This window comes from Streptomyces sp. NPDC026659 (assembly GCF_040638245.1).
Classification (GTDB): Bacteria; Actinomycetota; Actinomycetes; order Streptomycetales; family Streptomycetaceae; genus Streptomyces.
The window spans coordinates 1-13,414 of the sequence record NZ_JBEZXY010000021.1 but is presented as its reverse complement, the minus strand read 5'-3'; the positions used below and the strand labels follow the sequence as shown (position 1 = coordinate 13,414).

General features: G+C 70.4%; 23 protein-coding genes. 22 read left to right on the top strand and 1 reads right to left on the bottom strand.

All coding sequences use genetic code 11. The features are described 5' to 3' along the window. Window positions 1–21: 21 nt before the first annotated feature. Window positions 22–768, bottom strand: coding sequence for a GntR family transcriptional regulator (locus tag AB0E91_RS31385; protein WP_359534954.1), 747 nt, complete (start codon window positions 766–768; stop codon window positions 22–24). 197 nt (window positions 769–965) lie between these two features. On the opposite strand from AB0E91_RS31385, the gene AB0E91_RS31380 reads away from it, so the two are divergent. The 22 genes from AB0E91_RS31380 to AB0E91_RS31275 all read left to right on the top strand — a co-directional run bounded on the left by AB0E91_RS31380 (window position 966) and on the right by AB0E91_RS31275 (window position 13,363). Further along, window positions 966–1,427 (top strand): hypothetical protein, encoded by a 462-nt coding sequence (locus tag AB0E91_RS31380; protein WP_359534953.1) that lies wholly within the window; start codon window positions 966–968, stop codon window positions 1,425–1,427. After that, complete coding sequence (locus AB0E91_RS31375; protein ID WP_359534952.1) at window positions 1,424–1,654, top strand: hypothetical protein; 231 nt, start codon at window positions 1,424–1,426, stop codon at window positions 1,652–1,654. Before AB0E91_RS31380 ends, AB0E91_RS31375 begins: the two co-directional genes overlap by 4 nt. Beyond that, a complete protein-coding gene (locus tag AB0E91_RS31370) occupies window positions 1,651–1,866 on the top strand; it encodes a hypothetical protein (RefSeq protein WP_359534951.1) in 216 nt (71 codons plus the stop codon). Before AB0E91_RS31375 ends, AB0E91_RS31370 begins: the two co-directional genes overlap by 4 nt. A 170-nt stretch (window positions 1,867–2,036) precedes the next feature. Then, window positions 2,037–2,201 carry a hypothetical protein gene (locus tag AB0E91_RS31365; protein ID WP_359534949.1) on the top strand — a complete coding sequence of 55 codons (165 nt, stop codon included), beginning with the start codon at window positions 2,037–2,039 and terminating at the stop codon, window positions 2,199–2,201. 193 nt (window positions 2,202–2,394) lie between these two features. Then, window positions 2,395–2,583 (top strand): hypothetical protein, encoded by a 189-nt coding sequence (locus AB0E91_RS31360; protein ID WP_359534948.1) that lies wholly within the window; start codon window positions 2,395–2,397, stop codon window positions 2,581–2,583. A 76-nt stretch (window positions 2,584–2,659) separates the two neighbouring features. After that, window positions 2,660–2,863 (top strand): hypothetical protein, encoded by a 204-nt coding sequence (locus AB0E91_RS31355; RefSeq protein ID WP_359534946.1) that lies wholly within the window; start codon window positions 2,660–2,662, stop codon window positions 2,861–2,863. After that, entirely contained in the window at window positions 2,863–3,036 is a 174-nt protein-coding gene (locus AB0E91_RS31350) for a hypothetical protein (RefSeq protein WP_359534944.1), read from the top strand. The genes AB0E91_RS31355 and AB0E91_RS31350 overlap by 1 nt, the downstream gene beginning before the upstream one ends. An 87-nt stretch (window positions 3,037–3,123) precedes the next feature. Further along, window positions 3,124–3,327, top strand: coding sequence for a hypothetical protein (locus AB0E91_RS31345; protein ID WP_359534943.1), 204 nt, complete (start codon window positions 3,124–3,126; stop codon window positions 3,325–3,327). 20 nt (window positions 3,328–3,347) lie between these two features. Next, window positions 3,348–4,559, top strand: coding sequence for a hypothetical protein (locus AB0E91_RS31340; protein WP_359534941.1), 1,212 nt, complete (start codon window positions 3,348–3,350; stop codon window positions 4,557–4,559). 8 nt (window positions 4,560–4,567) lie between these two features. Then, window positions 4,568–6,625 carry a hypothetical protein gene (locus AB0E91_RS31335; protein ID WP_359534939.1) on the top strand — a complete coding sequence of 686 codons (2,058 nt, stop codon included), beginning with the start codon at window positions 4,568–4,570 and terminating at the stop codon, window positions 6,623–6,625. 222 nt (window positions 6,626–6,847) lie between these two features. Further along, the gene (locus AB0E91_RS31330) at window positions 6,848–7,252 is read left to right on the top strand and encodes a hypothetical protein (protein ID WP_359534937.1); all 405 of its coding nucleotides are present in this window, start codon (window positions 6,848–6,850) and stop codon (window positions 7,250–7,252) included. 39 nt (window positions 7,253–7,291) lie between these two features. After that, window positions 7,292–7,537: a hypothetical protein gene (locus AB0E91_RS31325; RefSeq protein WP_359534936.1), complete on the top strand. Its 246-nt coding sequence runs from the start codon at window positions 7,292–7,294 to the stop codon at window positions 7,535–7,537. A gap of 87 nt (window positions 7,538–7,624) precedes the next feature. Continuing rightward, window positions 7,625–8,098 carry a hypothetical protein gene (locus AB0E91_RS31320; protein WP_359534935.1) on the top strand — a complete coding sequence of 158 codons (474 nt, stop codon included), beginning with the start codon at window positions 7,625–7,627 and terminating at the stop codon, window positions 8,096–8,098. Between the two features lie 10 nt (window positions 8,099–8,108). Further along, complete coding sequence (locus tag AB0E91_RS31315; protein WP_359534934.1) at window positions 8,109–8,411, top strand: hypothetical protein; 303 nt, start codon at window positions 8,109–8,111, stop codon at window positions 8,409–8,411. Between the two features lie 128 nt (window positions 8,412–8,539). Next, window positions 8,540–8,767, top strand: a complete 228-nt coding sequence (locus AB0E91_RS31310) for a DNA-binding protein (protein WP_359534933.1) — start codon at window positions 8,540–8,542, stop codon at window positions 8,765–8,767. A 78-nt stretch (window positions 8,768–8,845) separates the two neighbouring features. After that, window positions 8,846–9,229, top strand: a complete 384-nt coding sequence (locus tag AB0E91_RS31305) for a hypothetical protein (protein WP_359534932.1) — start codon at window positions 8,846–8,848, stop codon at window positions 9,227–9,229. Window positions 9,230–9,239: 10 nt separating this feature from the next. Next, window positions 9,240–10,358, top strand: coding sequence for a hypothetical protein (locus AB0E91_RS31300; protein WP_359534931.1), 1,119 nt, complete (start codon window positions 9,240–9,242; stop codon window positions 10,356–10,358). Continuing rightward, complete coding sequence (locus tag AB0E91_RS31295) at window positions 10,355–11,509, top strand: hypothetical protein (protein ID WP_359534930.1); 1,155 nt, start codon at window positions 10,355–10,357, stop codon at window positions 11,507–11,509. The genes AB0E91_RS31300 and AB0E91_RS31295 overlap by 4 nt, the downstream gene beginning before the upstream one ends. Window positions 11,510–11,518: 9 nt before the next feature. Further along, a complete protein-coding gene (locus AB0E91_RS31290; protein WP_359534929.1) occupies window positions 11,519–12,061 on the top strand; it encodes a class I SAM-dependent methyltransferase in 543 nt (180 codons plus the stop codon). Between the two features lie 24 nt (window positions 12,062–12,085). Then, complete coding sequence (locus tag AB0E91_RS31285; protein WP_359534928.1) at window positions 12,086–12,265, top strand: hypothetical protein; 180 nt, start codon at window positions 12,086–12,088, stop codon at window positions 12,263–12,265. Continuing rightward, entirely contained in the window at window positions 12,265–12,534 is a 270-nt protein-coding gene (locus AB0E91_RS31280; RefSeq protein WP_361788695.1) for a hypothetical protein, read from the top strand. The genes AB0E91_RS31285 and AB0E91_RS31280 overlap by 1 nt, the downstream gene beginning before the upstream one ends. Window positions 12,535–13,156: 622 nt before the next feature. After that, a complete protein-coding gene (locus AB0E91_RS31275; protein ID WP_359534926.1) occupies window positions 13,157–13,363 on the top strand; it encodes a hypothetical protein in 207 nt (68 codons plus the stop codon). Window positions 13,364–13,414: the final 51 nt, after the last annotated feature.

Sequence of the window (13,414 nt, the reverse complement as noted above, 5' to 3'; positions counted from 1 at the left end):
TCATCTGAGCGGGCCCTTCGGTTACGGCCGTTCCCCTTCGATCTGCCAGTAGCCCGGCGTGTAGACGTCCTCCCAGACCTCGATGGGGCCATCCTCATCGTGGAAGACGTTGACCAGGACGAGCACCGGGACGGCGGCGTTCGGAGGCGCCTGCACACCCAGCATGTCCAGCTCGTCTTGAGAGGCGAGACGAGCAGTTCGCCGCTCTGGGGACCGAGTGATCTCCCTGCCGGTGCGCTCCGTGTAGAGCTCCTGCCAGAAGCGCTCGGACGGGCCCGGCTCCAGCAGTTCGGGAACAGAGCCGAGCGCTCGCGGGTGGATGCACGACATGGCTACGACGGTCGGCTTCCCGCCGCGGAGGTACGTCCGTGTGCGCAGGACGACCTCGTCGTGTGGGTCGACGCCGAGGTGGCCGGCGAGTGTCGGGTCCGCAAGGGAGACGAGTCGGGCCCGGTGGTTCGCAGATGACTCGCCGGGCGCGAACGCGTTGCCCGTGGTCTCCAGCCTCTTCAGCCGGGCCGCTCCGGTGGCGGCGACTCGCGGCTGCTCGGCGACGACGGTTCCTACGCCTGCCTTGGAGTAGGTGAGCCCTTCGCTCCTGAGTAGCGCGAAGGCCTTGTTCACAGTGCCGGGGCTCGCTCCGAACTGTTCGCCGACCTGGCGCATTGACGGCAGGCTCTCGCCCGGGCGCAGGGCGCCATCATCAATCAACTGGCGCAGGTAGGCGGCGATCTCGGTGTGCGGGGTCCCGCGAGGGGGCGTCGGCATCCAGGTCTCCTTCGTGTAGCGGTCGGGTGTAGTGCTTCGCAGAGTAGCCGCATCGGTGTCCCGAGGCTTCTCGTGTCGGGGTTGCGCGTAGCCTACTGTAGTGCTTCACTGAAGCCGTGCCAAGCAAAAGGCCCCACCGGCGGTAGCGCGCCGAAGGGGCCGTGGCCAGCCGTCCCTACAGAGCAGGGAGCTAGCTCATGCAGAACACCGTACAGGGTGTCACCAACATCGACCCCTCCCCGGCGCTGAAGCCGGGCTACCGTCTCGTCCCCGCCCTGATCGGCACCCGAACGAGCGCGCACGTCGCGCCGATCGCCTGCCCGACATGGTGCGTCGAGAACCACCTCGCCGCCCCGACGATGTTCGAGGACATCACGCACACCTCGGCGTCGGAGGACGTGGGGATCTCCTCGTTCCTGAAGCCGAACGGCGACCTGCTGATGTACGCGATGCTGCAGGCCGACCCGGCGGCGTCGGACCCGCGGCTGCGACAGGCGCACATCGGTATCGAGACCGGCGGCCTGCCCGACTACCACACGCCGGAGATGGCCGAGAGGTTCGCGGACGACCTGATCCGGTTCGCGCTCCAGCTGCGAGGCCTGGCCCGTACCGCTCGCCTGCACAACGCGGCGGCCGAGGTCGAGGCGGTCGTCGCATGAGCCCCGCCGACGTCGCCGCCCACGTGGCCGCGCAGGGTCCGGTCCGCACCGCCCGGCCGGCCCGCCCGCAGCGCACCGTACTGGCGAGCTTCCCCGCAGGCGCTCCGCGCGGCCAGTGGCCGGCCGAGTCGTTCGCCGCCCAGCAGCGTCGCGACGGCATCCCGGCCCGGGTCGTCATGGACCTCAACGCCGACGCGTTCCTGGTCATCTCGGAGCGGGCGTCATGAGCGAGCGGGAGCGTCTGCAGCAGTTGCAGGCGACGGCGCAGGAGATCGTGGCCGGTCTGCCCGCGTGGGACGGCGAGTCGCCGGCGGTGCTGGTGACGATCCTCGACCCGGTCACCCGGCAGCGTCTCGGTCACTGGCACGTGCCGGCCACCGCGAAGCCCCAGCCGCAGCCCGGTCCCTGCCGGCTCCGCGTGGTGCGGGACGCATCGTGAGCGACGAGCAGCGCGCCGAGATGCACCGCCGCCTCGCCGAACTCAACCGGCAGAGCAGCAACCGGCCCAAGTAGGGCCCCTGATCCGCCGCGGCCGGCGCCACCCACGCCCATGCCGGCCGCGGCACCAACCCCCATCCCCTTTGATCCCGAGAGGATCCGTGATTCGTCATGTCCATCCAGGACCGCGCCCGCCTGATCGCCGCCTACATCAACGCCGACCCGGAGCAGCGGCGGCTGATCCGCGACCACGCGGAGGCCGTCGACTCCGTCACCCCGCTCGGCCCGCGCCTCGTCGACGAGCTCGACGGCCTCCGCCTCCCGGCCGCCGCGTGAGGGTCGAGCCGCCGCCCGAGGACGAGGACGACGAGGCCCGCTCCTTCGCCTGGGAGTGGGGCGACCTCGACGAGGACCCCGACTGAGACCCCCCAATCCCAGCCCCGGAGGTGCCCGATCGACTCGGGCCCGAGGCACGCACCACCACCCGCCACTGACCACCAAGCCGAATCCAACCCGAGAGGAGCCCGCCGTGGGCCTGTCCGACCGTGTCACCACCGAGGAACTCCGTGCCGAGGCCAAGCAGGTGGAGGACCTCATCGCCTCCGAGAAGGCGATGGATGCCGTCCGGCCGCCGAGCCCCCACCTGTACGCCGACACCAACCTGGCCAGCTACGAGCACAGGCTCAAGGAGATCAAGCAGGAGCTGAAGCGCCGCTGATTGGCTGCCCGATCCGCCCGTCACGCACGGGCGGTGAGGGGAGCCGGGACAGTCCCAGCCCAGAGAGGAACCCAGCATGGCCCGCACCGAAGGCAAGACCCGCGCCGAGCGCCGCGCCAACGTCCAGGCGCTTCGCGAGGCGGACGCCGCCCTCCACGCCAACCAGCGCCGGGAGGAGGCCGCCGGCATCCGCGAGGAGACGCCGGAGTACCAGCGGCTGAACGGCGCCGCGAACAAGGCCGCCGCCAAGGTGTCCCGCTGGCGCGGAGGCAACCGCTGATGCCCCTGTTCGGCGAGACCGGCAAGCCCTGTCAGGCGTGCGGTCACCCCACCACCCCGGAGGACCCGGCCGTTCGGACCCGCGACGGCAAGGCCCGCATTCATAAGTCCCACACCACCGACCCCAAGAGCGGGCTGTACGGCGACCGTAAGCCCGGGCTGTTCCGCCGCTGATCGTTGGCCTCGGTCCGCGTCTCGCACGCGGGCCCTGGCCATTGATCAGCAACCCCCACCATCCGTCCCGACCCCGAAGAGGTCGCCATGCTCCGCATCATCGCCGTCGCCCTGCTGGGGCTCTACCTGATCGCGATCGGTCTCTGGCCGCCGGCCGCGGCCCCGATCGCCGCCGCCCTCACCGGCGCTGCCGTCCTCATCGGCCTGATCCCCGGGCCGGCCTGGCTGCTGCTCGGCGGCATCGCCTGGCTGAAGAACCGGCCCGCCCCCGCCGTCCCGACCGCCGACTGACCCGAAAGGAACCGATCACCGTGAGCAGCTGGTTCGAGGAGCGCCGCGCCGACAAGGCCGCCGCCGCTGAGCAGCAGCGCCTGACCGAGGAGCACCGGGCCAAGCTGCGCCGCACCGAGCGCCGCCAGGACCGCGAGGAGCAGCGGCAGGAGAAAGCGCAGAGGCGCCGTGACCGCGCCCAGCGGCGGCAGGCCCGCGTCGCCCGACGGGAGAAGGCGCTCACCCCGGGCAACGTGTACCGCAAGGGCACCCTCGGCCTCGTCGCCGCATCCGCGCTCGCCTCCCTCCCCGCACAGATCATCCACTTCGTCTCGATCTACTGGATGCTGTTCCCGATCGGCCCCGCCGTGGAGGGCGCCGCCTGGGTGATGGCCGCCGGCGTCGCCTACGCCGACGAGCGGAAGCTCCCCGTCTGGGTCCGGTGGCTGCTGCGCATCCTGTCGCTCGCCGCCGCCGGATTCGCAGCCAACATCAACTATCAGTACGGGCTCAGCCTCACCGACCACGGCATCAGCCCCGACAACGCCCGCATTGCCGGCCTCGGTCTCGCCGCGGTCACCCTCGGCGGCCCCCTGTTCTTCGAAGTCCGACAGTGGGTGCTCACCCTGACCGCCGCAGCCACCGACCCGAAGAAGCGCGCCGAGGAGAAGGCCCGCGCGAAGCACGAGAAGGACCGCCGCCGGACGTTCAAGGACGTCGCCAAGCGCCAGACGCAGCTGCTGCTCGCCGCCCCCTTCGGCACCCTCAAGCCCGAGGACGCCTGGGCCCGCGCGTGGTGGGACGTCGAGGGTGCACCGCTCGGTGTGACCGCCAGCGTCATCGCCGACCGGCTCGACGCCGAGGCCGACGTGTCCGCTGTCCTCGCCCACGCCGAGCAGTCCCCGGAGCGGGTCGCGGTCGAACTCCTCCTCGCCGACCTGTTCGGCCCCAACGGTGGCGAGGGAGGCGCGTCCGGAACCTCTACCGGCAAGCCCGACGGCGGGCCGCGCGGAGGCACCCCCAAGACCCGTACAGCCCTTGGGGGTAAAGGGAAAGGCCCCGATTCGAGTACGGCCGACACGGAGCCGCAGAAGCCCCTCGCCGAGGCCGATCTGGAAGCTGTGAGGAAGCTCGCCGAAGCACTCGGCGGAGCAGACCGGCTGTCCGCCCGCAACGTCCGCGAAGCCGTCGGCTGCCGCAACGACTACGCCATCCGACTGCGCGACGCCGTCCGCGCCGAGAAGAAGGACTGACCCCCGCCATGGCCATGCCGCTGCCCGAGAACCGGGCCACCCTGACCCTCGTCCCGCCGCCCGCCGCGACCCCCGTCTTCAAGGACGAGCCTGCCGGCCGGAAGCCGATCGATTCGGTGCGCAAGGTCGCCGAGCGCACCAACCGCGTCGCCCAGCTGGCCCTGCTGCCGCACACCTTCCGCGGCTACCGGCAGCTCGGCAGGCTGTGGCTGGAGCGGTACCGCGACGACTACCCGCAGATGATCGCCTCCGCCGACCGGGCCATCCGTGAAGCCGACGGCGACGTCACCCAGGAGGCCCGGCTCAAGGAGCACCGCGCCAACCTCCGCGCCGAGTACAAGCGGCACCGCCTCACCTACACCGGCAAGTCCGCGGGCGTCGTCGCCGCCGTCACCGGGGGCGGCATGTTCGGGCTCGCCACTGGCAGCCTATGGATCGACGTCCTCGCCGGGCTCGGTGCCTGGGGCCTCGGCGCGTTCCATGGCCGCGACCGCAGTCAGCCCGGGGCGGAGGAGGTGCTCGGCCTGCCCGCCGAGGAGACCGTCCGCGCCCACGGCTCGGTCACGCTCGATGATCTGCCCGAGGGGGCCCGGCCGTTCCCGCTCCGCCGTGCCGAGACGCCGCAGCAGGCCGCGGTGTGCGTGCTCCTCGCGATGGTCGCCGAGGGCGTGCCCGTCGTCGAGGTGTGGGACATGGAGCGGCAGCCGTGGGGCTGGCAGTGCAAGGTCCGCGTCGACCAGGGCACTCCCGAGGTCATCATCGCCAAGGCTGGCGGGCTGGAGACCCGCTTCGACCTGCCGACCAACGGTGTTCGCCCGCAGCCCATGGTTGAGCGTCGGGCCTGCGCGATCCTCCGCCTGGTCGACGGCAACCCGTTCGCCACCGCACCCGGCCTGCCTTACCGGGCGCCGAAGTCCGTCAGCATCACGGACAGGTCCCGGCTCGGAACCTCGGTCGGTGGCGACCCGCTGGAGGCGGCGTTCGCTGGCGTCATGGGCCTGCTGGTTGCCGCATCCGGCGGCGGCAAGACCGGCATGTTGCAGGCCATCGGCGAGATCACCACCGCCTGCTACGACAACATCACCATCGACCTCGACCCGCACGGCGACGGCCTGGAAGACCTGCACGACGCCGTCCGGATCACCGCGCGCAGTCACGAGCAGATCGAGGCCGTGCTGCTGTTCCTGCTGATGCTGTCCAAGGGCCGGGCCCGGCTGCGGGCCAAGCTCGGCATGGGCAAGAAGTGGCAGATCAGCAAGCAGCACCCGCACATCACGGTGATCTTCGATGAGTTCCCGAAGGGTTCGGAGTTGGCGAAGCGGCTCGCCTTCGAGCTTCTCCTCGTCGGCCGCAAGGAGGCCGTCACGCTGATCATCGCCTCGCAGGGCGGCACCAAGCTGTACCTCGGCGAGAACATCGCCCAGATGATCGCGCTCAAGGCGGTCGGCCCGTGCAAGGTCGGCGACACCCGGGCCGTCTTCGGCGACGGCGCGGTCGCCGAGGGCTGGCTGCCGCACAAGCTGTCCCCGGCCACCGACACCGACCCCAAGGACGCCGGCCACATCTTCATCCAGGGCGTGCCCGGCATGGCCGACGAGCCCATCGAGTACGCGATCCACCCCACGCCGTCCGACACGCTGCGAAAGCTCGCGGCCGAGCGGCGCGAAGACGGCCTCATCGACCCCGACCAGGACTCGCTGCGGGCCATGGCCGACGTCGACCTGCCCGACATCGGGATGCCGCTGCCGAAGCTCCTCACCTGGGAGCAGCTGTGCCGCCTGTGCGACGCCGAACTGCCCGAGGGAGCTGCGGCCGAGGGAGCGGCCCGGGTGACCGTCGAGGACGCAGTCGCCGTGATGGAGAAGGCGGGCGTCGACCGGATGAAGACCGAGGCCCTGCTGCTGGCCCTCCGTGACTACGACGACGCCTATACGGCCTGGACCGTCGACGGCCTGAAGGCCCGCATGAAGGACGCCGGCGCGGGGTCGCCGGAGACGCTCGGCCGGATCGGTGATGAGCAGAACCCGCGCGGCTACAAGCTCGCCCGGCTCACCCACCTGCTGTGACCGTTACGCGAAGTATGTACCCCTGATCAGGGCCTGCTCAGCCCTGATCAGACCGCAAACCCGCAGGTCACAGCCGCTCAACCCGCTGCTCACGACCTGCTCACCCGCTGATCTGAGCAGCCCCCTGATCAGACCCTTGAGCAGCCATGACCTGCGCAAACGCCCGCTGAGCAGACCTGAGCAGCGGGAACAAACCACCACACATCAGACAGGAGATCACCCATGGCGAAGACCTACCGACGAGGCGACGAGAAGCGGTTCGCACGCGACATCCAGCTCGGCAAGTCGTACTACATCGTCTACAAGATCGCCCAGAACCTCGCGCCCTACGAGGACCCCGAGCTCTACAGCGAGATCAGGTTCACCGGCCGGCTGCCGTTCACCAACACCCCCTGCACCGAGTACGGCTCCGACGCCGCCACCATCCTCCGCGGCTACGGCCCCATCTACGACACTCCGCCCCGCGGCATGCGCAACATCGCCGACCTGGCCGCCAGCGTCGGAGCACCCCTCGGCGACAACTACGAGGGAGTCCTCGACGCCGCCGAGATCCGCGGCCTGATGAAGCGTGTCGCCGACAGCAGTGACCCCCGGAAGCGCGAGCGCCTCGGCTCCGGCCGCTGGTAGCCCCACCACCCACCCATCCAGAACAGACAGGAGACCGCTGTGCCCGACTACAGCAACCCGAACACCAAACTCACCGGCAGCCGGTACGTGTGGAGCGCGACGCTCACGAGCAGGCCCCTGCGATCCGGATCCAACCCGGCGCAAGACCGCACCGGCAACTACAGCCCGCCGCCCGGCGCCACCGTCGGCACCCTCCTCGACGGCATCCGCACCCTGCACGCGCGGGAGAACAGCATCCCCGTCGAAAGCGTCGTCCTCGTGCGCTACACGCTGCGCGAGAAGTAAATCCGCCGGGGCGCCCCCTCATGCCTGGACAGCTCCAGGGGCGCCCCGCCACCCATCCACACGTCACCGCGCAGAGAGCAGACCCACATGACCACGATCACCGCCCCCACGACAAGCCCGCCCCGCTCCCGGCCCCCGACGTTCGACGAGCGGCTGAAGCTCGCGGCCCTCGACGTCGACGCCCGGATCACCACCACCCCGCTGGACCTCGCCGACGTCATCCGTCTGCCCGTCGACACCCCGCCGCCGACCGCCCCCAACCCGTACCGGACGCCGATCGCCGCACTCCTGCACCGGGCCGCCGTCCGCATCCAGACCGACGGGTGGGCGACCGGCGCCTGCCGCGACCAGGCCGGCCAGCGGTGCGCCATCGGCGCCATCCGCCGCGAGGCCGCCAGCCGCAGCCAGGCCGACGACGCCAGCGCCCTCCTCCTCGACGTCATCCGCAGGGAGTTCGGTGGCGACACCGTCCCCTCGTGGAACGACTCCCAGAACAGCCCGCGGCCCGTGATCCTCGCCCTCGGCCGCGCCGCCGACCTTGCCAGCAGCCGCAACCTCTAAGGAGACCCGCATGGGCATCAGCATCAGCCACGGAGCGCGCGGCCCCCGCTCCGCCACCACCATCGCCAACCTCGGCCAGCACCTCGCCCACGTCCTCAATGCCAGCGAGTGGAGGGAACTCGCCCCCCTGTTCGACGGCACCCTGGACGACATCGCCAGCATCTCGCCCCGCCAGGCCGGCCGCATCGGCGACCTCCTCCACAAGGCCGCCCGGCACCGCATCATGCCCACCGGCTGGGGCCACCTCGCTGCCGAAATCGGCACCGCCGCTCACCGTGCCGCCCGAGCCGGGCAGAACTGGGAATGGATGTGAGACTGCTGAGGTAGTTGAGGGCTTGACAGATCAGCAGGAGCGAAGCCAAGATCTGCTCAGATAGCCTTCGTGCGCTTTGAGCCCCACCACACTGGTGGGGCTCTCGCCATTCCAGGGGGAGGTGAACGATGCCCCCCGGCTACGTCTCCGCATCGGATGCCGCCTACTACGCGGGCGTGCCCGTCGGCACCATCTGGCGGTGGGCTAGCGAAGGCCGCATCAGCAAGACCGGCAAGGGTAAGACCGCCGGCTACTGCGTGTGGGATCTCCCCAAGGCCCGGCGTGACGAGTACACGCGCGAGTTGCTGGAGCCCGGCACCGCGCCGCCACTGCCAGCCGGAGCCCGCGCCGCCTGATCGCCCCGTCGTCCGCTCTTCGTCCCGGGCAGCGGGGCTCGAACTGCGCCACGCGGCGCCCACTCGAAGGAGGCCCGCGTGGCTGACGCGCTCACGAACACCGCAGAAAACCGGGCACTGGACTGGATCCTCGGTGGCAGCCCGACAGCCCCCACAACGCCGCTCAAGGTCGCGCTGGTGACCGCCAACGGCGACGACGCGACCGCGGGCACCGAGGTCACCGGCGGCGGCTACGCGCGACAGACGCTGTCTGTCAGCGCGGCCGTCAGCGGCGCCACCTCGAACAGTGCGGACCTCGTATGGACGAACATGCCGGCAGGCACGGTCGTCGGGGTCGAGGTGTGGGACTCGGCCGGCGCCCCGGTGCGGCTCTGGTACGGGCCGCTCACCGCCTCCCGCACTGTCGCCGCCGGCGACGAGCTCCGGCTGGTCGCCGGTGCGCTGACGTTCGCGCTCACATAGGGAGGCACCCGTGCCTGCCCTCAGCGGCCTGGTCGACAACTTCAACGACGGCGTCATCGGCTCGAACTGGGGGAACAGCTACGGCGGCGTCACCGAGACTGGGGGCCGGGCCCGCGTCCCTTGCACCACCACCCGGGCCGGCTACCAGACCGGCTACAGCTGGACGCTCGGCGGCTCCTCCCTGTACGCGAAGGTCGTCACCGTGCCGGCTCCGTCGACGGCCACCACCGCCACAGCGAGCGTCTGGGTGGACGCCCCGGACGTTGCCACCTCCGGCAACCGCGTCGGCTTCACCATCAAGGCAGTGGCCGGGACGCTGCGCATGCACTCCGATCTCGGCGGCACCGACCCGTCTGCTGTCGAGATCGCTTACAGCCCGACCACGCACGCCTTCCTCAGGCTTCGCGAGGACGGCGTCAACGTCTACTGGGACACCTCACCAGACGGGGCGACGTGGACGAACCGGCGCACGCTCGCCAGCCCGGTCTGGATCGCCGCGTCCACCGAGCAGTGCGCCGTCGAACTCACCGCCTACCGCGATGCCGGCACTGCCGACTTCGCGGAGTTCGACCTCGTAAACACGCTGGCCAACGGCGCCGTGTGGACCGGCTCCGCCTCGCTCACCGCCGATAGCAACCTCACCTCTGCCGCCCGCCTGTCCGCCCGCCCGGGCGGCGACCTGACCGCCGAAGTCACCATGACGGCCACCGGCAGGCTGTCCGCCCGCGGGGCCGCCGTTCTGGCTGTCGACTCCGAACTGGTCGCGGATGCCGACAGCTCATCGATCCCGGAGGTGGCCTCGATGACTGCCGGAACCCAGGATCTACTGATCGAGCAGGGCTCGACGTTCGTCCAGACGTACACGGTGGTCGAGCCTGCCAACTGGGTGTGGGACGGGTGGACGGCCCGCGCACAGATCCGCTCGGCCCCTGCCGACAGCGGCGAACTCCTCCTCGATCTCACCCCGTACCTGACCGTGATGGGTCCCGCGGTCCGCCTGGCGATCCCCGCCAGCGTCACCGGAACCCTGACCCGGAACGGCGTTTGGGATTTGGAGATGGCCCTGGGAACGACGGTGGTGCGGATCCTTCAGGGCCGCGTCACCGCCTCGCTGGAGGTGACCCGGTGAGGATCGCAGTCACGGGCGAGACCGAACCCGACGCGATCGACGTGGCCGGCGGACGCCCGGCCACCGTCATCGAAGTCGACACCACCATTTCGGCGGGCGGCGTCAACTCGGTCAACGGGCAGACCGGCACGGTCACGCTCGACGCGGACGATGTCGGTGCGGACCCAGCCGGGGCCGCCACCGCGGCGGTCACCGCGCACGCGGGCTCCACCGACCCGCACGGCGACCGTGCCTACGCCGACAGCAGCAAGCTCGCCAAGAGCGCGAACCTCGGCGACCTCGGCAGCGTGGGGGCAGCCCGCACGAACCTCGGCCTCGGCGGGGCCGCAGTCCTCAATGTCGGCACCACCGCAGGCACCGTCGCCAGCGGGGCCGACAGCCGACTCAGCGACGCACGGACCCCGACCGCGCACGCTGCGAGCCACGCCTCCGGCGGCAGTGACCCTGTCACCCCCGCGGCGATCGGCGCACTCACCCAGACCACCGGTGACGGCCGCTACCTGCTTGCCGCCGCCCGGGCCGCAGCGAACGGGGTTGCCAGCCTCGACGCCAGCACGAAAGTGCCGGTCGCGCAGATCCCCGATCTGTCCGCCACCTACACCACCGTCGCCGCCTACGGCAACGTCTGGGCCCCTGTGGACCAGGGCCTGATCGCCTGGACGTTCGACCCGGCCTGCTGCAGCACGACAGGCACCACGCTCGCTGCGGGCTTCATCTACCTGATCGAGATCGTGCTCCGGCAGGCCGCCACCATCAGCAAGATCAACGCGGTCATCGGGACCGCCGGGGCCACGCTCACAGCCAACCAGTGCCTCGCCGGGCTGTACGACACCACCGGAACACGCCGCGGCATCACAGCCGACATGTCGACAACGTGGACCACCGCAGGCAACAAGGCGATGCCGCTGACCGCGTCCTACTCCGCAGCGGCCGGGAAGTACTACCTGGCCCTGCTGTTCAACGGCACCACCTCGCCGACGTTCGCCTGCGGATCCACGCTCGGCGCGACCTTCACGCCCGGCAACGCCAACCTCGCGGCTGGCAGCTACCGCTTCTGCCGGAGCGCCGCCGGACAGACCAGCCTGCCCACCAGCATCACCCTGTCCGGCTACACCCCCGACGCCAACAACGTGTGGCTCGGCGCCAGCTAGGAGACCGCCATGCCGACGAGCATCACCGAGGGCAAGGACTGGTCCCTCGAACGGTTCAAGCGCCACCAGCCCAACACCGTCACCGACGTCGGGCCCGGTGAAGGCACCTATGCGCGCCTGTTCCGGCCCGAGCACAAAGGCATCTGGTGGACGGCCATCGAGATTCACAAGCCCTACGTCGCCAAGTACAAGCTCAAGTCGACGAAGACCCGGGCCATGTACGACGAGGTCCACGTCGAGGACGCCCGCCAGTCCGACGAGCACCTCTTCCACCGGGACCTCGTCATCGTCGGCGACGTCCTGGAGCACATGCCCCGCGAAGACGCCGTCGCTCTGTTGTCCAAGGCGGAGGCGGCCGGCTGCTGGAACATCCTCGTGTCGCTGCCGATCGTCGAAGCCCCGCAGGGCGAGGTCGACGGCAACCCGCACGAGGCCCACGTCCACCACTGGGACGCCGACGACATGGACCAGGTGCTCGCCGAACTCGGCGGGCGGACTGAGTCCATGCGCGGCCACACGCTCGGCGTGTGGTGGTGGAGCCGACGTACCTGACCCCGACACGGAAGGCCCGCGCCCATGGCCCGCTACCTCGTCACCTACACCGACAGTGGCTCCGAAACCATCGAAGCCGACAACATCGAACCCTCCGGCAGGCAGTACGTCGGATGGTCCGGGGACGGATCGGCCGTCGCCTACATCCCAGCCGTCAACGTCCTCAGCATCGTGCGCCAGAAGGACGAGGCGGTGACTGACTGATGTCGCGGTTGAAGAAGACCGATGGACCGCGCGGCGCTGTGATCGAGATCGTCGAGAAGGGCCGTGCCACGAGCGACGCCACCATCGGAGACAGCGTCATCGTTCCGAACGACATCCGCATCAACGGGCAGTCCCTGCTCGCCTCCGCCGACGACCCCGTCATCCTGCACGAGGTCAGCACGCGGGCGGACGAACTCGTGCGCGTCACGCTCACCCTGCTCGCCCGGCGCGTATCCATTCGCGCGGAGAACGACCCCGAAGGCTCGTGAGCGGCGGATGGCAGGGCTCGAATCGCAAGGCACGGCTGCCGTCGAACTGGCGGCAGATCAGGGCCCGCGTGCTGGCCCGTGATCCGGTCTGCAAGATCTGCAACGTGCGGCCCAGTACTCACTGCGACCACGTCCAGGCCAAGACCGACGACCACGCAGAGGACCGGCTGCAAGGCGTGTGCGCCACCTGCCACGGCCTCAAGTCCAGCCGGGAGGGCAACGCTGTACCACGGCCGGCCAGCGGGCGCAGGCGCCCACCCGAGCAGCACCCAGGACTCACCGGGTAGACGGTAGGTAGCCCGCGCCACGGGAAGGGTGATCACTGTGGCAGCACGAGGACGAGGATCACGCAGCAGCCGAGGCAACGCCGAGACACTGAGGCGGTACTGGACCAGCGGAGCCGGCGCAGCCAAGATCCGATGGGGAACGCCAGGCGACTGGTCCCGCTGCACCAAGCAGCTGCACAAGTACATGGGAGCCAGGGCCAAGGGCTACTGCCAGCTCCTCCACATCAGGGCCACAGGCATGGCCACCAGCACGCACGCCAAGGCCATACGAGGGGTCACTGCCAGGCGACGGTAGGGCGGCCGGCCACGGGGCCAGGGCACCGAGGGAGGCACGCATGGACGTCTCCCAAGTGCGGCAGCGTGTGCAGGCCATAGCCGACGCAGCACCGGACTTCGAGGACCAACACAATCTGGAAGATCATCTCTTCGCTGACGTGCTTGCCAGCATCGCGATCACGTCGACTGATGATCACGCCAGGGCACTGGCCGGCGCCGCCTTGAAGGCCCGCGAGATCAACTTCGAGCGGGCGGCCTGCGCTTGATCAACCCGGGGGGTGATCCCCCTCCCCCCGATCCCTGAAGATCGCGGGGAG